The 19,726-nt window shown below is 67.4% G+C and carries 18 protein-coding genes; 6 read left to right on the forward strand and 12 right to left on the reverse strand.

The window, feature by feature from the left end; genetic code table 11:
* Positions 1 to 10 precede the first annotated feature (10 nt).
* The 3 genes from AC1EJR_RS16755 to AC1EJR_RS16765 are packed head-to-tail and all read right to left on the reverse strand — an operon-like array spanning position 11 to position 2,451.
* Positions 11 to 685: a matrixin family metalloprotease gene (locus tag AC1EJR_RS16755; protein ID WP_218158043.1), complete on the reverse strand. Its 675-nt coding sequence runs from the start codon at positions 683 to 685 to the stop codon at positions 11 to 13.
* 20 nt (positions 686 to 705) lie between these two features.
* Complete coding sequence (locus AC1EJR_RS16760; protein ID WP_454757704.1) at positions 706 to 1,494, reverse strand: hypothetical protein; 789 nt, start codon at positions 1,492 to 1,494, stop codon at positions 706 to 708.
* A 12-nt stretch (positions 1,495 to 1,506) separates the two neighbouring features.
* Complete coding sequence (locus tag AC1EJR_RS16765) at positions 1,507 to 2,451, reverse strand: hypothetical protein (protein WP_092297299.1); 945 nt, start codon at positions 2,449 to 2,451, stop codon at positions 1,507 to 1,509.
* Positions 2,452 to 2,686: 235 nt separating this feature from the next.
* Between AC1EJR_RS16765 and AC1EJR_RS16770 the strand changes: the two genes are divergently transcribed.
* Positions 2,687 to 3,151, forward strand: a complete 465-nt coding sequence (locus AC1EJR_RS16770) for a RidA family protein (protein WP_092297302.1) — start codon at positions 2,687 to 2,689, stop codon at positions 3,149 to 3,151.
* A 23-nt stretch (positions 3,152 to 3,174) separates the two neighbouring features.
* Here AC1EJR_RS16770 and AC1EJR_RS16775 read toward each other — a convergent pair whose 3' ends face one another.
* The 5 genes from AC1EJR_RS16775 to AC1EJR_RS16795 all read right to left on the reverse strand — a co-directional run bounded on the left by AC1EJR_RS16775 (position 3,175) and on the right by AC1EJR_RS16795 (position 9,255).
* The gene (locus tag AC1EJR_RS16775; protein ID WP_477113416.1) at positions 3,175 to 4,470 is read right to left on the reverse strand and encodes a CaiB/BaiF CoA transferase family protein; all 1,296 of its coding nucleotides are present in this window, start codon (positions 4,468 to 4,470) and stop codon (positions 3,175 to 3,177) included.
* A gap of 5 nt (positions 4,471 to 4,475) precedes the next feature.
* A complete protein-coding gene (locus AC1EJR_RS16780) occupies positions 4,476 to 5,633 on the reverse strand; it encodes an acyl-CoA dehydrogenase family protein (RefSeq protein WP_092297308.1) in 1,158 nt (385 codons plus the stop codon).
* Between the two features lie 27 nt (positions 5,634 to 5,660).
* On the reverse strand, positions 5,661 to 6,641 hold the full coding sequence (locus tag AC1EJR_RS16785; protein WP_477113417.1) for a Bug family tripartite tricarboxylate transporter substrate binding protein: 981 nt from the start codon (positions 6,639 to 6,641) through the stop codon (positions 5,661 to 5,663).
* A gap of 26 nt (positions 6,642 to 6,667) precedes the next feature.
* Entirely contained in the window at positions 6,668 to 7,876 is a 1,209-nt protein-coding gene (locus AC1EJR_RS16790; RefSeq protein WP_441644246.1) for an acetyl-CoA C-acetyltransferase, read from the reverse strand.
* Between the two features lie 65 nt (positions 7,877 to 7,941).
* Complete coding sequence (locus tag AC1EJR_RS16795; protein ID WP_477113418.1) at positions 7,942 to 9,255, reverse strand: acetyl-CoA hydrolase/transferase family protein; 1,314 nt, start codon at positions 9,253 to 9,255, stop codon at positions 7,942 to 7,944.
* Between the two features lie 248 nt (positions 9,256 to 9,503).
* Between AC1EJR_RS16795 and AC1EJR_RS16800 the strand changes: the two genes are divergently transcribed.
* Both AC1EJR_RS16800 and AC1EJR_RS16805 read left to right on the forward strand, forming a co-directional pair.
* Positions 9,504 to 10,670, forward strand: coding sequence for an acyl-CoA dehydrogenase family protein (locus AC1EJR_RS16800; RefSeq protein WP_441592924.1), 1,167 nt, complete (start codon positions 9,504 to 9,506; stop codon positions 10,668 to 10,670).
* A gap of 99 nt (positions 10,671 to 10,769) precedes the next feature.
* On the forward strand, positions 10,770 to 12,302 hold the full coding sequence (locus AC1EJR_RS16805) for a class I adenylate-forming enzyme family protein (protein ID WP_441592925.1): 1,533 nt from the start codon (positions 10,770 to 10,772) through the stop codon (positions 12,300 to 12,302).
* Positions 12,303 to 12,317: 15 nt separating this feature from the next.
* Here the strand turns inward: AC1EJR_RS16805 and AC1EJR_RS16810 are convergent, their stop codons facing one another.
* Positions 12,318 to 13,220 carry a LysR family transcriptional regulator gene (locus tag AC1EJR_RS16810; protein WP_092297325.1) on the reverse strand — a complete coding sequence of 301 codons (903 nt, stop codon included), beginning with the start codon at positions 13,218 to 13,220 and terminating at the stop codon, positions 12,318 to 12,320.
* A gap of 428 nt (positions 13,221 to 13,648) precedes the next feature.
* On the opposite strand from AC1EJR_RS16810, the gene AC1EJR_RS16815 reads away from it, so the two are divergent.
* Complete coding sequence (locus AC1EJR_RS16815; protein WP_092297328.1) at positions 13,649 to 14,419, forward strand: alpha/beta fold hydrolase; 771 nt, start codon at positions 13,649 to 13,651, stop codon at positions 14,417 to 14,419.
* Positions 14,420 to 14,492: 73 nt separating this feature from the next.
* Positions 14,493 to 15,395, forward strand: coding sequence for a ketopantoate reductase family protein (locus AC1EJR_RS16820; RefSeq protein WP_454757711.1), 903 nt, complete (start codon positions 14,493 to 14,495; stop codon positions 15,393 to 15,395).
* Between the two features lie 40 nt (positions 15,396 to 15,435).
* Here AC1EJR_RS16820 and AC1EJR_RS16825 read toward each other — a convergent pair whose 3' ends face one another.
* From AC1EJR_RS16825 to AC1EJR_RS16835, 3 genes are all read right to left on the reverse strand, one after another.
* Complete coding sequence (locus AC1EJR_RS16825; protein WP_092297334.1) at positions 15,436 to 16,938, reverse strand: tripartite tricarboxylate transporter permease; 1,503 nt, start codon at positions 16,936 to 16,938, stop codon at positions 15,436 to 15,438.
* Between the two features lie 10 nt (positions 16,939 to 16,948).
* Positions 16,949 to 17,410: a tripartite tricarboxylate transporter TctB family protein gene (locus AC1EJR_RS16830; protein ID WP_092297337.1), complete on the reverse strand. Its 462-nt coding sequence runs from the start codon at positions 17,408 to 17,410 to the stop codon at positions 16,949 to 16,951.
* A gap of 258 nt (positions 17,411 to 17,668) precedes the next feature.
* Entirely contained in the window at positions 17,669 to 18,640 is a 972-nt protein-coding gene (locus tag AC1EJR_RS16835) for a Bug family tripartite tricarboxylate transporter substrate binding protein (protein ID WP_477113419.1), read from the reverse strand.
* A 176-nt stretch (positions 18,641 to 18,816) separates the two neighbouring features.
* Between AC1EJR_RS16835 and yddG the strand changes: the two genes are divergently transcribed.
* Positions 18,817 to 19,722: an aromatic amino acid DMT transporter YddG gene (yddG, locus tag AC1EJR_RS16840; RefSeq protein ID WP_477113420.1), complete on the forward strand. Its 906-nt coding sequence runs from the start codon at positions 18,817 to 18,819 to the stop codon at positions 19,720 to 19,722.
* Positions 19,723 to 19,726 lie beyond the last annotated feature (4 nt).

Here is a 19,726-nt window from a genome sequence, read left to right on the forward strand (position 1 = left end):
CGGGCAGGCCCTACTGCGGATAGGCCTGGCGGATGAAGTCCTTGTCCGACTCGGACAACGCCGAGTTCATGCCGGCCGTCACGCCGTTCAGCGTCCAGGCGGGGGGGATCGGATACATCATGATCGAGCTCGGGTCCACCGCCGTGCCGGCCACGTCAGCGGCATTGAACGCCGCGAACATATTGTTTTCGATGGTGGCCTTGTCCCAGTTGTTCGGGGGGCCGGACAGATCCTTGATCACCTGCTCGCGGTTCCACTGGATGGCATTGAGCGGGTTCTGGTGCTCGTGGATCAGCCCGATGGCGTGGCCGAACTCGTGCAGCGTCACGCGCAGGATTTCGTCTTCCTCGGTGTCGTCGGTGAACCAGCCGTAGTTCATGGTTGGCTGCGGCGCCTGGATCAGCCGGGCGTCGGTGCCGATGAACGACCACGAGCCCTTGCCCTCCAGGAAGTCGATGCGGATGTCGGTCGGGCCGCTGTCCCGCACATCGAACTGGAGGTTGGCGAATTGCAGCCAGATATTGGCGGCGTCCATCACGCGGTCCTGGAGCGCGCGGGAGCCGGACAGGAAGCTGATGGTGAGTACCGTACCCGGCTGCCACCGTTTGCCGGTCAACATGGCAATCTTGCCGGGCACGCCGTTCGTCATCGGGAAGCCGGCGCAGAAACGCTTGTCGTTGCTCATGGTGCATGCTCCATTTTTGACTACAAAATCCCACCCACAAGGTTTGTGATAACCCCCACCGCCTTGGTGGCACGGTCGATCAGTTGCGACGCCTTGGTCAGGACGTCCGTGGCCTGGCGCATTTCGCCCGCCGTGCGCGTGAGGTCGCTGGTGATGCCTTCCAGCGTTTTCAGGCTGGCGCGCACTTCGTCCGATTCCAGGATGTCTTTCAGCCGCAGTTGCGCCAGCGTGTCGAGCTGATCGGTGATGTCGACCAGACTGGCCTGGAGGCTGTTGCGCTCGGCGTCCGTGGGCGCGAGGCCGATGCGGCGCAGCAGCTCGCGCTGCGCCACGGTCAACGCGGTCAGGGTCTGGTCGCGGGCGGCGTTCAGGCGCGCGCGGGGGGATTCGGTGGATGGGCCGACCGGCTCGGGCGCGCCGAAGGCCATCGGGGCGGCGGCACTCGGCCCGGGGCGCTGGGGCGCCATGGGGGCGGTCGTCGCGCGCACGTCGCCCGGGATGACCCAGCCATCGGGCAGCGCCTTGCGGCGCCCGTCGAGGAACCAGGTGGCGTCGAACTGGTCCGAGCGCGCCACCATCAACACCAGCACCAGAAAGTAGGCGAAGAAGCCCACCGCGAGGCCCACGCCGTAGTAGCCGAACAGCGTGCCGCTGGCGCCGCCGAACAGCGCCGTCACGGCTGCGCCGCCAATCACGCCCAGCAGCGCGATGAGGTCGCTGAACTGCACATCCCCCTTGCGGTAGCGATTGGTGAAGTACACGAACCAGCCCAGCACCACCCCAAACGCGAAGGCTCCACATTCGGCCATGTCTGTCTCCGATCAGCTCGCAAAGGCTTCCTGAACCGCGCGGGCTTTCTCGCGGAACGTCTTCAGGGCGGTGACCACGGCGGCCACCTGCCGGGTGTCGTCGTTGAGCGCCTGCGCCAGCGCCGCATGCGCCTTGACCATGTCGTCAGCCGCCGCGCGCGCGTTGGTGCGCCGGAGCGTTTCGATGGCATCCGTCTTCGCCTGCAAGGTCGTGAGGGCGGCCGTGTAGTCGTCCGGGCTCATCTTGGCGTTGATCTGGCCGGCCAGGGTCGTGCCTGCCAGCAGCAGCCCGTCGGCACGCGCCTTGCGCAGGGTGTCCAGCGCCTGCCCCATGGCATCGCCCAGCACGGCAACCGGCTCGTTGGCGGCGGTCACGCCGCGCTTGAGCATGTCGAAGCGCCGCTGGTTCAGCGTGGCCACGCCCACGCTGAACGCCAGCCCGGCAATCGCGCCGAACTCGTTCGGCAGCCCCACCTTGGCCGTGTTGGCCAGCCCGGCGAGCGAGCCGGTCAGCTTGGAATTCGCGGCCTCCAGCGCCTCCTGGTCCTGGGCGTTGGTGATGGCGGCGAGGGCATCGGCGTAGTCGCGCAGCGCGTGGATCAGCGGCGCGGCGGAGGTGGACTCGCGCGGGGCCGACTGGCGCGGCGCCATTGCCGGGTCGGCCGGCTGCAGGGCACAGGGCAGCGCGTTATCCGCCGCTGGGGCGGCCGAGACCGTGGCAGGCAGCGCGCAGCCGGGGCTCAGCGCCACGCGCGTGCGCGTTGGCGTCAGTTGTGTCTGCTGGATGACAGCCCGCTCCGCCGCCACGCCCTTGGTGCCGGACTGGTAGGCCGTGGCGAGGTCATTGACCCCGGCGCGGAAGCTCTCGACTTCGGACTTGTAGAGATAGGGCGAGCAGGCGGCGAGGCCGGCGCACAGGCAGGCGGCCAGCATGCCAAGCGGCGTGGATCTGCGCATGCTGGCTCCTTTGGCCGGGAATCTCATCAGGGATAGATGATAAAAATGCCAAAGGAAACATTTCTGTGTTCGGTGGCGAACGGAAGCAAATCGGCATGTGCGCTTTGCGGGGCCGGCCCGTGCGGACTTGTTCCGCCGTGTATCAATTCAAGTTCTGCCCAGCGGGTTTATCGGCACATGGCGCGCTCCTATAGTGGCTTCCAAGGAACCGCTGTATCGATATAGGAGCTTGATCATGACCGTCGAATCCAGACTCGCCGCGCGCGGCCTGACGCTGCCGCCGCCCCCGCAGCCGCTGGGCAGCTATACCGCCGTCAGCCGTGCCGGCGACCTGCTGTTCATCTCCGGCCAGCTGCCGTTGCAGGACGGCAAGGTGGTCTGGCAGGGCCAGGTCGGCAAGGACCTGACCGTGGCGCAGGGCCGGCAGGCGGCCGAGCTGGCCGCCCTGAACGTGCTGGCGCAGATCCACGCCCATCTGGGCGGGTTCGACCGGCTCGATCACATCGTCCGGCTGGAAGGGCATGTGACGAGCGCGCCGGGGTCGTTCGACCAGCCGGCGGTGCTCGACGGCGCGTCCGACTTCTTCGCCGAGGTGCTGGGCGAACGCGCCGGCCATGCCCGCGCCGCCTATTCCCAGACCCAGCAGCCCGGCAATGCGGCGGTGATCCTGGTGGTGATCGCGCAGGTCAAGGGCGCCTGACCGGGGATTTTGTCGGCGTGCCGCTACACCACGCCCCTGGCCCGCAGCGCGGCCACGTCCTGCGGGGCGAGTTGCAGGTAGTCGCGCAGGACCTCTTCCGTATGCTGGCCCAGCGCCGGCGGCGCGTAGCGCAGCGTGGTGGGCGTGTCCGAGAGCCGCAGCGGGCTGGCGGTGGTGCGCACGCGGCTGACCGGGTCGCCGGCACGCGGTTCGTCGGCCCGATAGCGTTCCTGCTCGATCTGCAGGCCACGGTGCTGCACGTGCGGATCGGCGAACGCCTGCTCGACGTTGTTGATGGGGCCGCACGGCACGGACTTGGCTTCCAGCAGGCGGATCCAGTCGTTCGTGGGCTTGCCGCGCGTGACGGCGACCATCATCGGGATCAGCGTCTTGCGGTGGGTCACGCGGGCGCTGTTGGTGGCGAAGCGCGCGTCCGTCGCCCAGTCGACCTCGGCGGCCTCGCAGAAGCGGGCGAACTGGCCGTCGTTGCCGATGGCGAGCAGCATGTTGCCATCGGCCGTCGGGAAGTCCTGATAGGGCACCACGCTCGGATGCACATTGCCCTGCCGCGTGGGCACGTTGCCGGCGTTCAGGAAGCCGGCGCCCTGGTTGGCCAGCACCGCCATGGCGACGTCCAGCAGCGCCACGTCGATGCACTGGCCGCGCCCGGTGTGGTGGCGGGCTTCCAGCGCGCCGAGGATGGCCGTGGTGGCGTACATGCCGGTGAACAGGTCGATCACGGCCACGCCCACCTTCATCGGGCCGCCGCCGGGCTCGCCGTCCGCATGGCCGGTGATGCTCATCAGCCCGCTCATGGCCTGCACCAGCAGGTCGTAGCCGGGGCGGGCCGCGTACGGGCCGGTCTGGCCGAAGCCGGTGATCGAGCAGTAGATCAGGCGCGGATTCAGCGCGCTGAGCGTCTCGTAGTCGAGCCCGTAGCGCTTGAGGCCGCCGGTCTTGAAGTTCTCGACCACCACGTCGCTCTGCTTGGCCAGCTCGCGGATCATGGCCTGCCCGTCGGGCGTGGACATATCCACGGTCACCGAGCGCTTGTTGCGGTTGCACGCCGCGAAGTAGCTGGCCTGGGCGGTCGGGCCGTCATCGCCGGCGAGGTAGGGCGGGCCCCAGAGGCGGGTGTCGTCGCCTTCGGCCGGCTTCTCGATCTTGATGACGTCGGCGCCCATGTCGGCCAGGTTCTGGGTGCACCAGGGGCCGGCGAGCACGCGCGAGAGGTCCAGCACGCGCAGGTGGCTGAGGGCGCCGGTCTGCGGGGACGGGTGGGGTAGGTCGGGGTGGATCTGGGCTTGGGGTGTGGTCATGGGGCTCAGCCGTTGCGCGCGTCGCGGATCATGTTGCGGGCGATGATGACCTGCTGGATCTGCGTCGTGCCTTCGTAGAGGCGGAACAGGCGCACGTCGCGGTAGAAGCGCTCGATGCCGTACTCGGCGATATAGCCCGCGCCGCCCAGAATCTGCACCGCGCGGTCCGCCACGCGGCCGACCATTTCGGTGGCGAACAGCTTGCAGCAGGAGGCTTCGGTGGAGACGTTGCGGCCTTCGTCGCGGCGGCGTGCGGCGTCGATCACCATGCACTCGGCGGCGTAGAGTTCGGCCTGGCTGTCTGCCAGCATGGCCTGGATCAGCTGGAAGTCGCAGATCGGCTGGCCGAACTGCTGGCGCTCGACGGCGTAGTTGAGCGCATCCCGCAGCACGCGCTTTGCCACGCCCACGCTGACGGCCGAGATATGCAGGCGGCCCTTGTCCAGCACCTTCATGGCGGTCTTGAAGCCCTGGCCTTCCTTGAGCCCGATCAGGTTGGCAGCCGGCACGCGCACGTTCTCGAAGATCACGTCGCAGGTGTGGGCGCCTTTCTGGCCCATCTTCACGTCGCGCTTGCCGAAGCTGATGCCCGCCGACTTCGCATCGACGATAAAGGCCGAGACGCCGGCCGAGCCCTTGATCGACGGATCGGTGCGCGCCATCAGCGTGAACATGCCGGCCTGCGGCGCGTTGGTGATGAAGCGCTTGGTGCCGTTGACGACGTAGTCGTCGCCGTCCCGTACGGCGGAGGTGCGCAGCGAGCCGGCGTCCGAGCCGGCGTCCGGCTCGGTCAGCGCGAACGAGGCGAGGATCTCGCCCGTGGCCAGCCGGGGCAGCCAGGCGGCCTGCTGCTCGGGCGTGCCATCCATCAGAATGCCCTGCGAGCCGATGCCGACCGTGGTGCCCAGCAGCGAGCGGAAGGCCGGCGCGGTCTGGCACAGCTCCATCACCACGCGGGCCTCTTCCTCCATGGTCAGTTCCAGGCCGCCGAAGCGCTCGGGAATGGTCATGCCGAACAGGCCCATCTCGCGCATGTCCTGCACGATGTCCTGGGGGATTTCGTCGGTCTCGGCCACGAGTGCCTCGGCCGGGACCAGCCGCTCGCGCACAAAGCGGCGCACGCTGTCGAGCAGGGCTTCGAGGGTGTCGTTATCGCGGATCATGGTTGGTCGTCCTTTGCTTCGTCTCGGTCAGTCAAGTGTCACGCCCTGCAGCACGCTGGCCCATTGGGTGCGTTCGCGTGCGGCGGTGTTGACGAGATCCTCGGTGGTGCCGTTCCACTGCTCGTAGCCCAGTTCGGCGTAGCGCTTGCGCAGGTCCGGGTCGGCCACGGCGTGCTTCACGGCGGCGGTCAGCTTCTGGGTGACCTCGGGCGTCAGGCCCTTGGGCGCGTAGACGGCGTACCAGCCGCCGGCCTCGTAGTCCTTCAGGCCGGCAATGCCGGATTCGCGGAAGGTGGGCACGTTGGGCAGCGCCGGGCTGCGGTTGGGCGAGCCCACGGCGATGGCGCGGACCTTGCCGCCGTTCACGTAGCCGCTGGCGGTGCTGATGATGTCGAACAGCATGTCGATCTGGCCGCCGATGGTGTCCGTCATGGCCGGCGCGTTGCCCTTGTACGGGATGTGGTTCAGCTCGACATTGGCCTGCCGGGCGAACAGCGCGGCGGCCACGTGGTTGGAGCTGCCCACGCCCGACGATCCGTAGCTGAGCTTGCCCGGATGGGCCTTGGCGTAGCTGACCAGTTCCTTGGTGGAGGTGAACGGCTCGCTGTTGTTGATCACCAGCATGTTGTAGTAGCGGGCCACCGGGGCGATCGGCGTGAGGTCCTTGGCCGGATCGAACGGCATGCGCTTCATGATGTTGGGGGCGACCGTGATGCCGGCGCTGGCCGCGAACCACAGCGTGTTGCCGTCGGTCTTGGCGCGCACGACCTCGTGGCCGGCCAGCGTGGCGTTGGCGCCGGGCTTGTTGTCCACCACCACCGTGGCGTTGAGGGCCTTGCCGAGCGCGGCGGCGAACAGCCGCGCGCCCTGGTCAGCCGGGCCGCCGGCCGCGTAGCCCACCACGAGGCGGACCGGCGGGTTGGCCTGGGCCATGGCAGCGCCCGCGCCCAGCACGGCGGCGCCAACGATCAGGCCCGAAAGCAAGGTCCGTCGAAATGATGTGTGCATGGTTGTCTCCTTCATCCTTCTTGTTGTCAGTAGCGCTCGAAAACGGCCGCAATGCCCTGGCCGCCGCCGATGCACATGGTTTCCAGGCCGTAGCGGCCGCCCCGGCGTTGCAGTTCGTGCAGCAGCGTGGTCAGGATGCGCACGCCCGTGGCGCCAATCGGATGGCCGAGCGAAATGCCCGAGCCGTTGACGTTGAGCTTGCTGTCGATCTCGCCCTGGTCCTGCCAGTTCCAGCCCTTCAGCACGGCCAGCACCTGGCAGGCGAAGGCTTCGTTGAGTTCGACCAGATCCATCTGGTCCAGCCGCAGGTTCAGGCGGGCCAGCAGCTTCTTCACGGCCGGCACCGGGCCGATGCCCATGTGCGAGGGCTCGCAGCCGGCGGCGGCCCAGCCCACCAGCGTGGCCATCGGCGTCAGGCCCAGTTCGGCCAGCTTGTCTTCGGCCACGATCAGGCAGGCGGCGGAGGCGTCGTTCTGCTGGCTGGCATTGCCGGCGGTCACCGTGCCGCCCGGCATCAGCGCGCGCAGCTTGCCGAGGGATTCGGTGGTGGATTCGGGGCGATAGCCCTCGTCACGCGCGAAGCGCAGGGCCTCGCCCTTGCGCTGCGGCACGGAGACGGGAACGATCTCGGCGTCGAAGCGGCCGGCTTCCCACGCGGCGGCGGCGCGCTGGTGGCTGCGCAGCGCGAAGGCGTCCGCGGCTTCGCGGCTGATGCCGTAGTCGCGCGCCAGGTTCTCGGCGGTTTCGATCATCCCGGAGATCTCGCCGAAGCGGGACACCGGCTGGGAGCGCTCGCGGCCCCGGTCGAGCCGGTCGTAGAAGCGGACGTTGCCCGAGCGCGCGCCCCAGCGCATGTCGGTGGTGTAGTACTCGATATTGCTCATGCTCTCCACGCCGCCCGCGATGACCACGTCGGCGGCGCCGCTCTGCACCATCATCGACGCCGTGACCACGGCCTGCAAGCCGCCCCCGCAGCGGCGGTCGAGCTGCATGCCCGGCACATCCACCGGCAGGCCGGCCTGCAGCGCGGCCCAGCGGCCCACGCAGGGGACTTCGCTGTTGGCGTAGGACTGGGCGAACACCACATCGTCGATGCGCGCGGGGTCGATGCCGCTGCGTTCCACCACGGCACGCACGGTGGTGGCGGCCAGTTCCTCGACGGGCACCGGGCGCAGGCTGCCGCCGAAGGTGCCAACCGGGGTGCGGACGGGGGTAACGATTGCGGCTCTGCGCATGGTGGGTCTCCTGTGGATCTGGTCTGGGATGGAAATCGGTGGGAATCGATAGGAATCGATAGCAATCAGGCGGCGGCCGGCACGGTGACGAACGCGGCGCCGCACTGGCGCAGCAGTGCGTGGGCCTGGCGGTCCAGCGCCTCGCGGTGTTCCGGCGCGGCGATGTCGATCATGCGGCGCACGCGCTGCGACAGCGGCAGCCCGCGCAGGTCGGCCACGCCGTATTCGGTGACGATGAGCCCGGCGTCCGATCTGGCCGTGCTGACCGGTCCGGATAGCTGCGCGACGATGCGGCTGGCGCCCTTCGCGGTCGCCGGCAGCGCGATGATCGGCAGGCCGCCGTGGCTGCGCGCGGCACCGCGCAGGAAGTCCGCGGCGCCGCCCACGGCGCCCATGTAGACGCCGCCGGCTACCTCGGCATTGATCTGGCCGGTCAGGTCCACCTCGATGGCGCCGTTGATGGCCGCCAGCTTGTGCTGGCGCGCCAGTACCTCGGGATCGTGGGTGTAGGTGGTTTCGCGCAGCTGCAGCAGCGGGTTGCGATGTGCCCAGCGGCGCAGGCGCTCGCTGCCCATCAGGATGCCGCCGATGCCGACGCCGGTATCGACAGTCTTGCGTGCGTGCGTCAGCGCCCCGGACTCGGCCAGCGCCACCACGCCATCGCCCACGGCGCCGCTGTGCAGGCCCAGGTCACGGTGGCCGTGCAGCGCCGCCAGCACCGCTTCGGGCAGGTTGCCGATGCCCATCTGCAGCGTGGCGCCGTCCTCGATCCGGCCGGCGATGTGGCGGGCAATCGCCAGTTCCACCTCGGAGGGCGCGCCGCGTTCGAGGTCGATTGGCGCATATTGCGCATCGACGGTCAGGGCGATGTCGTCGGCGGTCAGGTAGCGGCTGCCATGGGTCCACGGGACGTCCGGGTTGACCTCGGCGATGATCACGCGTGCCCGATCCAGCACGGCGGGGAGGTATTCGTGCACCAGCCCGAGGCTATGGCGGCCCTCCGTGTCGGCGGGGGAGACCTGCACCAGCGCCACGTCCACCGGCAGCGTGCCGGACCGGATCAGCCCGGGCAGGTGGGAGTAATGGCTCGGCACGATGTCCAGCAGGCCGGCGCGGGCCAGTTGGCGGTGCGGGCCGCTGGCGGCGTAGCCGAAGAAGTCGATCACATCGGACTGGTCCGGCCGGAGCGTGTCTGACTGGCCGATGCCGACGAAGACACCCAGCCGCCCACCCTGGGCGATGGCGTGCCGATGGGCCACCAGCGCCCGCGTGAGCGTCAGCGGCTCGGCGGTGGCCTGGCCCCACCAGATGCGGTCGCCGGGGCGGATCAGGGCGCGCAGCGCGGCGGCCAGCGAGTGGGCATCCGAGTGGGCATCCATTTCCGGCGTGTCTCCTGTTTGTCATTTTTTGGTATGGGCTGGAGCATGTTGGCATTTGCGCGCCGGCGCTATTTGAGAATGCCAATGGCGGACTTCGCCTGTTGCGAAATCAGCGTGCCGGCGCGGGTTGGCGGGCTGCCTGGCGGGCTGCCTTCTGCTCCGGCAAAGGCCCGGTTCCGCAAACGTTGATTGCGCCACACGCCAAACCTCGCGAGCATGGCAACGCCAACAAAAGCGGGAGACGCGCCATGATCGAACAGACCCAATCGAATAACTTCCAGGAAATCCGGGACGCCGTGCGCAGCCTCTGCGCGGAGTTCCCCGACGAGTACTTCCGCAAGATCGACGAGCAGCGGGCCTACCCGGAAGCCTTTGTCAACGCGCTGACCGACGCCGGCTGGCTGGCGGCGCTGATTCCGCAGGAATATGGCGGCTCGGGGCTTGGCCTGACGGAAGCGTCGGTGATCATGGAGGAGATCAACCGCTGCGGCGGCAACTCGGGCGCCTGCCACGGCCAGATGTACAACATGGGCACGCTGCTGCGCCACGGCTCGGACGCGCAGAAGCAGAAGTACCTGCCGAAGATCGCCTCGGGCGAGTGGCGCCTGCAGTCCATGGGCGTGACCGAGCCGACTACCGGCACCGACACCACCAAGATCAAGACCCGGGCCATCAAGAAGGACGGCCGCTACGTGGTCAATGGCCAGAAGGTGTGGATCAGCCGCGTGCAGCACAGCGACTTCATGATCCTGCTGGCGCGCACCACGCCGCTGGACGAGGTGAAGAAGAAGAGCGAAGGCATGTCGATCTTCCTGGTGGACCTGCACGAGGCCCAGAAGAAGGGCATGGTGGTGCGCCCGATCCCGAACATGGTCAACCACGAGACCAACGAGCTGTTCTTCGAGGACCTGGAGATCCCCGAGGAGAACCTGATCGGCGAGGAAGGCAAGGGCTTCAAGTACATCCTCGACGGCCTGAACGCCGAGCGTACGCTGATCGCCGCCGAGTGCATCGGCGACGGCTACTGGTTCATGGACCGCGTGACCAAGTACGTGACCGAGCGCCAGGTCTTCGACCGGCCCATCGGGCGGAATCAGGGCGTGCAGTTCCCGATTGCCGAGTCGTTCATCGAACTGGAAGCCGCCAACCTGATGCGCTGGAAGGCCTGCGAACTGTACGACGCGCACGCGGCGATGGGCGCGCAGGCCAATATGGCCAAGTACCTGGCCGCCAAGGCGAGCTGGGAGGCGGCCAACGTGTGCCTGCAGTTCCACGGCGGCTTCGGCTTCGCCTGCGAGTACGACATCGAGCGCAAGTTCCGCGAGACGCGCCTCTATCAGGTGGCGCCGATCTCCACGAATCTGATCTACTCCTATGTGGCGGAGCACATCCTGGGCCTGCCGCGCTCGTTCTGAGCGGCAATCGACCTTGTCCGTTGCACGCCAGATGCACCGCCCCTACACTGGCGGCACTCAAGCCAAAGCCAGCCTTCATTGATCGAGGAAGACCCAGACATGTGTTCGGACCGAACCCCCGCCCAACGCATCAGCGACATCCCCCGTCACTGGGCGCTCGCCACGCCTGACCGCCCGGCGGTGGTGGAGGAAGGGCGCGCCGTGTCTTATGGCGAACTCTGGGCCGATATCGAGGCCGCGCAGCAGTACCTGCGCACGCAGGGCGTGGCCGGCGGCGACCGGGTGATGATCGTCGCCGAGAACTCGCTGTCCGTGGTGACGCTGCTGTTCGCGCTGTCGGAGATCGGCGCGTGGCCGGTGGTGGTCAATGCGCGGCTGTCCGAGCGGGAGGTGGAGGTCATCCGCGCGCATTGCCGGCCCCGGCTGATGCTGTTCACCCATGGCGCCTCGCCCGATGCCCTGCGGCACGGCGTGACCTACCGCGCCCGGGAAACTGCGCCGCCGGGCCTGGGCCCGCTGATGGCCGGCGCGGTGGACCCGACCAGCGAGCGCGTGCCTGAGGCACTGGCGCAGGAAGTGGCGGCGCTGATCTACACCTCGGGCACCACCGGCCAGCCGAAGGGGGTGATGGTGTCGCATCGCGGCCTGCTGCACTTCGCGCGGGTCACCGTGGCGTCGCGGCGCATGGTGCCGGACGACTGCGCCTACGCGGTCATGCCGATGTCGCACATCTTCGGCATGGGCACGGTGCTGCTCGCCACCTTCCAGGCGGGCGCCAGCCTGTACCTGTCGTCCCGCTTCAATGCGGCCGATGTGACGCAGGCCATCGAAGCCGGGTCGATTTCGATCCTGCAAGGCGTGCCGACGATGTTCCACCGCATCCTCGCCCATCTGCGGGCGGCCGGGGTGCAACGGCTGGCCTCCACCCGGCTGCGCTATTTGTATACCGGCGGCGGGCCGCTCGACCCCACGCTCAAGCAGGAAGTGGAGGGCATGTTCGGCCAGCCGCTGCATCATGGCTACGGCATGACCGAGTACGCCGGCTCGCTGTTCGTCACCCATATGGATCGCCCGCGCACCGATTGCGCGGCGGGGGAGATCGTGGAAGGGGCCGAAGTGCGGTTGATCGGCGCGGATGGCCAGCCGGTGGAGACGGGCACGCCGGGCGAAATCTGGGTCCGGGGGCCGGGCGTCATGCTTGGCTACTATCTCGCGCCGGAACTGACCAGGCAGGTCATCAGCGAGGACGGCTGGCTCAATACCGGCGATATCGGCCGGCTCGGGCCGGACGGCGCGCTATACATCGTCGGCCGGACCAAGGACCTGATCATCCGCTCGGGCTTCAACGTCTATCCGATCGAGGTGGAGTCGGTGCTGAACGCCCATCCGGCGGTGCTGGTGTCGGCGGTGGTCGGCGTGCCGACGTCGGACGGCAACGAGGAAGTGGTGGCCTTCGTCGAGATCAAGGAGGGGGAGAGCTTCGACGCGGACGCGCTGCGTGCCTTCGTGATGGATCGGCTGTCGCCCTACAAGCGGCCGGAGCGCTACCTGCGCCTGGGCGCGATTCCGAAGACAGCCAGCGGCAAGCTGCTCAAGCACCAGCTAAGGGAAATGCTGGCCGTGCAGGGGTAGGCGCCCGCCGCCACGTTAGTCCTGGCGGCCCTGGCCGTCCTCGACCAGCAGATCGACCAGCTTGCGGGCGAACAGCGGCAGCGCGGCCAGGTCCGCCACGCAGATCTGGAGGCGGCGCTCCGCCCAGTCGTCCTCAAGCTGGACGATGCTCAGCGCCATCGACTTGGCGTGCCGGACGGCCGTGCTCTCCGGCAGCACGCCAATGCCCACGTTCGCCTCGATCATCCGGCAGGCCGTCTCGAAATTGCTGACCTGCACCCGCCAGCGCAGCGAGCGCTGGAGGTCAGCGGCGGCGCCTTGCAGGAAGGTATGGATGGCGCTGGCCTCGGGCAGGCCGATGATGTCGTACTTCAGCGCCTCGATGAAGCCCACGCGCTTGCGCTGCGCCAGCGGGTGGCTGAGTGCCACCGCCAGCACGAGGCGGTCATTCCGGTAGGGCATCATCTCCACCCCTTCGGCACGGAGATTCCCCGCGACGATGCCGATATCGACGGCGCCTTCCTGCACGGCACGCAGAATGTGCGGACTGAGGCGCTCCTGCATGTCGATCGTCACATCAGGATGATTCACCAGATAGGTCCGCAGCACGGCGGGCAGGTACTCGCTCATCGCCGTGGTATTGGCGAACACGCGCACATGGCCCTTCACGCCGGACGCGTACTCCTGAAGGTCGCCACTGAGCTGTTCGAGCTGGCGAATCACGCGCCGCGCGTGGGCCAGCAGCGTCTCCCCGGCGCCGGTGACCTTCACCCCATGGCTGCTCCGGCTCAGCAGTTTCACGCCTACGTGTTCCTCCAGATTCTTGATCCGGGTACTGGCCGCCGCGAGCGAGAGGTGGGAGCGTTCGGCGCCGCGAGTGAGGCTGCTGGCCTCCGCGATATGGGTGAAAAGCTTCAGGTCAACGAGATCAAAGCGCACGAGCGGGTCCCTGGCGGCGGGGCCGCGTCCAGGATCGAAATATGAAGTGGGGGGATTTTGCGCTTGCATCCCGCCCAATGCAAAGGCGCGGAATGCCTGTTCTGCCTTGCAGTATGTCGCGCCGAGCCCCCGCAACCTTTGTAGCGAATCAGGCACCTTTCGCGGAGGCGCCTGCTGCAAAAGGCGCTTCAGCGCATCGCGCGGCGGATTCCGGTAGCATCCGGCTCGCTGTGGATCGGGCACTGCGGATGCGGGGAGCCGAGCCTTTGTATCGGCATGTATCCGGGCTGTCCGCCGATACATCCGCATACCCATCCACGCATTCATCACACGGGGGCGATACATGGGCGCGATTCAATGCATGCATGGCAGACGGCAGCCACGCAACGCCCGCCGCCTGTGTCCCATCACCCATTGAAAGGATCGACATGTTGACTCGCACGCTTGCATCGCTGGCCGTCGCGGCCCTCGCTTTCTCGGCCGGTTCGGCCGCCTACGCAGCAGAGAAGGCCCCCACCTCGGTCGTGATCGTGCACGGCGCGTTTGCCGATGGCTCCGACTGGGCCAAGGTCATTCCGCTGCTGCAGGCCAAGGGTGTCAGGGTGCAGGCCGTGCAGAACGGGCTCAACTCGCTGGCGGACGACGTGGCGGCCACGCGCCGCGCCATCAACAACCAACCCGGCAAAGTCGTGCTGGTCGGCCATTCGTGGGGCGGTACGGTGATTACCGAGGCGGGCGCCGTCGACAAGGTGTCCGCGCTCGTCTACGTGGCCGCCTTCGCACCGGATGCGGGCCAGTCCACGGAGGAAGCGGGCAAGGCTCACCCGCCCGCGCCGGGTATCGGCAAGATCGTCGCCGATGCGGAGGGCTACCTCTCGCTGCCGCCCGAGGCGCTGGCCAGCGATTTCGCGCAGGACGTGCCGGCCGCCCAGGCGCGCGTCATGGCCGCCACGCAGGGCCCGATCCAGGCGAAGGCGTTTGGCGAGAAGACCACCGTCGCCGCATGGACCACGCGGCCTTCCTGGTACATCGTCAGCCAGAACGACCGGATGATCCCGCCCGCGCTGGAACGTGAAATGGCCAAGAAGATCGGCGCGAAGGTGACGACGCTGCCGACCAGCCACGTGCCGCAGCAGTCCCGGCCGGCCGATGTGGCGAAGGTCATTCTCGACGCCGTGCAGACGGTGCAGAAGCAGTAAGACAGGTTGCAGTAAGGCAGGCGGCAGGGCAGTCCGCTGCGCAGGCATTCCCAAACCATGCGAGGAACGACACATGAAAATCGCGGTGATTGGCGCAGGTGCGGTGGGCTGCTTCTATGGCGGGATGCTGGCGCGGGCCGGTCAGGATGTGGTGCTGATTGGCAGGCCGCGGCATGTCGATGCCATCCGGGCGCGTGGCCTGCGATTCGAATCCAGGCTGTTCGATGAACAGGTGGCCATCGCGGCAAGCGCCAACGCGGCGTCCGTGGAGGACGCCGATATCGTGCTGGTCTGCGTGAAATCCGTCGACACCGAGCAGGTTGCCGACGAGATCCGCAGCCACTTGAAGCGCGAAGCGCTGGTCGTGTCCCTGCAGAATGGCATCGACAACGCAGGACAGCTGGAGCAGGTGCTGGCACGCCCAGTGATACCCGCCGCCGTCTACGTCGCCAGCGAGATGGCCGGCGATGGGCACCTCCGGCATCACGGCCGGGGTGACCTGGTGATCGGGCAGGAGCAGGGCAGCGAGCTGGTGGCGCGCCTGTTCCACGACGCCGGCGTGCCCACAGTGGTCTCGGCCAATGTGGCGCGCGCACTCTGGGAGAAGCTGATCCTGAACTGCGCCTACAACGCGCTGTCCGCGATCGTCAACCTGCCCTACGGCGAGATTCGCGGCGTGGCGTCCGCCGAGGAAGCGATGCGCAACCTCATCGCGGAGTGTCTTGCGGTAGCGCACGCCGAAGGCGTCGACATCGACCTCGATGCGGATGGCCAGCTTGAACGGATTCGCCGCACCATCCCTCTTGGCCAGTACTCGTCGATGGCGCAGGACTTCACCCGGGGCCGCGCCAGCGAGATCGCGGCCCTGAACGGCGCCATCGTCCGGCGCGGCAACGCGCGGGGCGTCCCGACACCGGTCAACCAGATCATCGTGGCATTGGTGGAACTGCTGGAAAGCCAGCACCCCCAGAAGTGACAAACGCGGACAGCGCCTGACGGCCTGTCCGCGTTCGCGTTTACTCCTCCTGGAATGCCTCCTCGCGCTTGGCCTTGATCGCGGGCAGCGCCACTACCGCCACCAGCGCCGCGGCCGCTATCAACAGCCCGAGCGACAACGGACGCGTCGTGAACACCGTGTAGTCGCCGCGCGACAGCAGCAAGGTGCGCCGGAAATTCTCCTCCATCATCGGCCCGAGCACAAAGCCGAGCAGCAGCGGCGCCGGCTCGCACTTCAGCTTATGGAACACATAGCCGATGAGGCCGCAAGCCGCTGCGGCGAAGACATCGAACACCGTGTTGTTGACCGAGTACACGCCGATGCTGCAGAACACGAGGATGGCCGGATAAAGGAAACGATACGGCACCGTCAGGAGCTTGACCCAGACGCCGATCAGCGGCAGGTTCAGCACCACCAGCATCAGGTTGCCGATCCACATGGAAGCAATCAGGCCCCAGAACAGCGCCGGGTTGCTGGTCATCACCTGCGGGCCGGGCTGGATGTTGTGGATCGTCATCGCGCCCACCATCAGCGCCATCACGGCGTTGGGCGGAATACCCAGCGTCAGCAGCGGGATGAAGGACGTCTGCGCCGCAGCGTTGTTAGCCGATTCCGGACCCGCCACGCCTTCGATCGCGCCCTTGCCGAACTCATGGGCGTACTTCGATGTCTTCTTCTCCAGCGAGTACGCCGCAAACGAGGCCAGCGAAGCACCGCCGCCCGGCAGGATGCCCAGCGCCGAGCCCAGCAGGGTGCCGCGCAACACCGCCGGGATCATGCGCCGGAAATCCTCCCTGCTCGGGAAGAGTCCGGTGACGCGGTCCGTGAAGGTCTCGCGGTGTTCCTTCTGCTCCAGGTTGGCGATGATCTCGGCAAAGCCGAACAGTCCCATCGCCAGCGCGGTGATGCTGATGCCATCGGTCAGCTCGGGCACATCGAACGAAAACCGCGCGGCGCCGGAGTTCACGTCGGTGCCCACGAGGCCGAGCAGCAGGCCAAGGACGATCATGGCCACTGCCTTGACGAGCGAGCCCGATGCCAATACCACCGCACCGATCAAACCGAGCACCATCAGCGAGAAGTACTCCGCCGGCCCGAACTTGAACGCCAGCTCGGAGAGCGGCGTGGCAAACGCGGCCAGGATCAGCGTGGCGACGCTGCCCGCGAAGAACGAACCCAGCCCGGCGGTGGCCAGCGCCACGCCGGCACGGCCGCGGCGCGCCATCTGGTAGCCGTCCAGCGTGGTCACCACGGCGGACGACTCGCCCGGCAGGTTGACCAGGATGGCCGTGGTGGAACCGCCGTACTGCGCGCCGTAGTAGATGCCGGCCAGCATGATCAGCGCGGCCACCGGGGGGAGCGTGTACGTGATGGGCAACAGCATGGCGATGGTCGCCAGCGGCCCCAGACCCGGCAGCACGCCGATCAGCGTGCCCAGCACGCAGCCCAGGAAGGCATAGGCCACGTTCTGTAGCGAGAGCGCCGTGGAAAAGCCGAGCGCGAGATGACTGAGCAACTCCATTCCATGGCTCCTAGTTGGTCAGGAACGCCGGCCACACCGGCATCTGCAGGTTGATGCCGTAGACGAATGCCACGGTACTGATCACCACGAGCACCACGGCATTGAGCGCGGCACCCTTCCACGTGAATTCATGGCTGGCCATCGACGAGACGAGCACCAGCGCCAGCACCGACAGCACCATGCCGAGCGGCTTCAGCAGCAGGCCGAACAGGACCACGGAGCCCAGGATCCACAGCAGCGTCTTGATGTCCCAGCGCGCCATGCGATCCGCTTCACCTTCGCGGGACATGGACCCGGCCGCCACCACGGCGCCGAGCAAGGCCAGCACGATGCCGAGCCAGAACGGGAAGTAGCCCGGCCCCATCTTGGCGGCTGTGCCCATGGAGTAGCCACGGGCAACGAAGGAAAAGCTGAGTCCGACGATGACGAACATCAGCCCGGAAAGTAGGTCTGTCTGCCTGCGTATGCGCATGCGAGGTCTCCTTGGGGGCGCGCGGATCGGACGACGCGCAACGCGCCGACACAACCGACTCTGTTTTTGGAGTTCCGAAAGATACATCATGTTGTGATGTATTTTGGTGAAGACAAGGGTTATTCCCTAGAAATCCGTGGGGCCGGTTCCTGCGGTGGTGTCCGGGGCGCCACAATGAAAAAAGCCCGGCAGCCTGATGGGCTGCCGGGCTTTTGGCCGGGCTTTTGGGGGGGTGGCCGCATGGGGCGGCCAGGTCTGTCAGTCCGCCGTCGCCCCCGACCGCTTCACCACCGTCGACCACTTGCGGATCTCGCTGTCCACGAACTTGCCGGTCTCGGCCGGGGTCATCGGCATCGGCTCGGAGCCGCGGTCGGTGATGAATTTGCGCAGTTCTGGCGATTGCAGCGCTTTCACCGTCTCCGCGTTGAGCTGGTTGACGATGGCCGGCGGCGTGGCTGCCGGCGCCATTATCACCGCCCAGCCCAGCGCCTCGAAGCCCGGCACGCCTTCTTCTCGCACGGTCGGCACCTGCTGCAGCTGGGGCACGCGTTTCGCCGTGGTCACGGCCAGCGGCACGGCCTTGCCGGACTGGATCAGCGGCATGGCGGCGGTCACGGAATCGACCATCAGCGGGATCTGGTTGCCGAGGAAATCCGCCTGCGCCGGGCCGCTGCCTTTGTAGGGAATATGCACGATGAACACGCCGGTCTGCGCCTTGAGCATCTCGGCGGACAGGTGCTGCGTGCCGCCGATGCCGGCGCTGGCATAGCTGTACTTGCCCGGGGCCGCCTTGGCCTTGGCGATCAGTTCATGCAAGGACTGGAAGCCCGACTGCGGCGTGGCCAGGAAGACCAGCGGCACCGAAAACACCCCGGAGATCGGCGCGAAATCCTGGCGCGGATCGTAGTTGATCTTCTTGTAGAGCGTCTGGTTGATGGCCATCGCACTGCCGCCCATGACCAGCGTGTAGCCATCGGCCGTGGCTTTCGCGGCCACTTCCATGCCGATATTGCCGCCGGCGCCGGCGCGGTTTTCCACCACGATGGACTGGCCGAGCTGCTTGCCGAGCTTCTCGGCCAGGGCACGCGCGAAGATGTCGGTGGCCTGTCCGGGCGGGAAGGGCACGATCAGCTTGATGGGACGGTCCGGGTAGGCGGCGTGGGCGGTGCTGGCGATGCTGAGCAGCAAGGCGAGAAGGGTAGTGTGCGGGGTAGTGCGCGACGGCTTCAACGGAATCTCCTCAAATGATGGGCAATGACGTGACGTCTCTCGGTGGCGTCTACGGGCGAGATTCTACGCTCCCGTGCCCGCTCCGTGCCTGCTACCAGTCGACCCAATTTCGGGAAGCCACTGCCCGGGACGATTAGAATGCCGCTCCAACCGTCCACATCGTTGTATCCGAACACATGGCAGTCACGCATAGCAGAAAACAGGCCACGCTGATCGGGCTGCTCGCGATCCTCCTCTGGAGTTCGATCGTTGGCCTGATCCGGGGCGTCAGCCAGAGCTTTGGCGCCACCGGCGGGGCGGCGCTGATCTACACGGTGGCCTCGGCCCTGCTCTGGCTGTCCGTCGGCGCCGTCAAAATCCGGACGCTGCCGCGCGCCTACCTGATCTGGGGCAGCCTGCTGTTCGTGTCCTACGAGCTGTGCCTGTCGCTGTCCATCGGCTACGCCAACAGCGGCAGGCAGGCCATCGAGGTCGGCATGGTCAACTACCTTTGGCCAAGCTTCACGATGCTGGCCGCCATCGTCTTCAACCGGCAGCGCGCCAACTGGCTGATCGTACCGGGCTTCCTGATGGCGATCCTGGGGATTGCATGGGTGCTCGGCGGCGAGCAGGGCTGGGATCTGGGCGAGATGGCGCGCAACGTGCAGGACAATCCGCTCAGCTACGGCCTGGCGTTCGTCGGCGCCGTGATCTGGGCCGGCTATTGCACGGTGACCAGCCGCATCGCGCAAGGCAAGAACGCCATCACGCTGTTCTTCATGCTCACGGCGCTCGCCCTGTGGGGCAAGTACCTGTTCACCCATGGGGAGACGATGGTGTTCAGCTATGCCGGCCTGATCTACCTGGCGCTGGCGGCCTGCGCGATGGGCTTCGGCTATGCGGCGTGGAACGTCGGCATCCTGCATGGCAACGTGACTGTGCTGGCCGGCGCCTCGTACTTCATTCCGGTGCTCTCGGCGGCGCTGGCTGCCGTGCTGTTGCAGACGCCGCTGTCCCTCGCGTTCTGGAAGGGCGCGTCGATGGTCTGTGGCGGGTCCATCCTCTGTTGGCTGGCCACGCGACGCGTGGGCCAGCCTAAGTAGCCCC

The sequence above is a fragment of the Cupriavidus sp. 05T42 genome, assembly GCF_056396345.1.

Coding starts and splice junctions, on each gene's coding strand:
- AC1EJR_RS16755 (WP_218158043.1), bottom strand. CDS start 685: ATGAGCAACGACAAGCGTTTCTGCGCCGGCTTCCCGATGACGAACGGC.
- AC1EJR_RS16760 (WP_454757704.1), bottom strand. CDS start 1,494: ATGGCCGAATGTGGAGCCTTCGCGTTTGGGGTGGTGCTGGGCTGGTTC.
- AC1EJR_RS16765 (WP_092297299.1), bottom strand. CDS start 2,451: ATGCGCAGATCCACGCCGCTTGGCATGCTGGCCGCCTGCCTGTGCGCC.
- AC1EJR_RS16770 (WP_092297302.1), top strand. CDS start 2,687: ATGACCGTCGAATCCAGACTCGCCGCGCGCGGCCTGACGCTGCCGCCG.
- AC1EJR_RS16775 (WP_477113416.1), bottom strand. CDS start 4,470: ATGACCACACCCCAAGCCCAGATCCACCCCGACCTACCCCACCCGTCC.
- AC1EJR_RS16780 (WP_092297308.1), bottom strand. CDS start 5,633: ATGATCCGCGATAACGACACCCTCGAAGCCCTGCTCGACAGCGTGCGC.
- AC1EJR_RS16785 (WP_477113417.1), bottom strand. CDS start 6,641: ATGCACACATCATTTCGACGGACCTTGCTTTCGGGCCTGATCGTTGGC.
- AC1EJR_RS16790 (WP_441644246.1), bottom strand. CDS start 7,876: ATGCGCAGAGCCGCAATCGTTACCCCCGTCCGCACCCCGGTTGGCACC.
- AC1EJR_RS16795 (WP_477113418.1), bottom strand. CDS start 9,255: ATGGATGCCCACTCGGATGCCCACTCGCTGGCCGCCGCGCTGCGCGCC.
- AC1EJR_RS16800 (WP_441592924.1), top strand. CDS start 9,504: ATGATCGAACAGACCCAATCGAATAACTTCCAGGAAATCCGGGACGCC.
- AC1EJR_RS16805 (WP_441592925.1), top strand. CDS start 10,770: ATGTGTTCGGACCGAACCCCCGCCCAACGCATCAGCGACATCCCCCGT.
- AC1EJR_RS16815 (WP_092297328.1), top strand. CDS start 13,649: ATGTTGACTCGCACGCTTGCATCGCTGGCCGTCGCGGCCCTCGCTTTC.
- AC1EJR_RS16820 (WP_454757711.1), top strand. CDS start 14,493: ATGAAAATCGCGGTGATTGGCGCAGGTGCGGTGGGCTGCTTCTATGGC.
- AC1EJR_RS16825 (WP_092297334.1), bottom strand. CDS start 16,938: ATGGAGTTGCTCAGTCATCTCGCGCTCGGCTTTTCCACGGCGCTCTCG.
- AC1EJR_RS16830 (WP_092297337.1), bottom strand. CDS start 17,410: ATGCGCATACGCAGGCAGACAGACCTACTTTCCGGGCTGATGTTCGTC.
- yddG (WP_477113420.1), top strand. CDS start 18,817: ATGGCAGTCACGCATAGCAGAAAACAGGCCACGCTGATCGGGCTGCTC.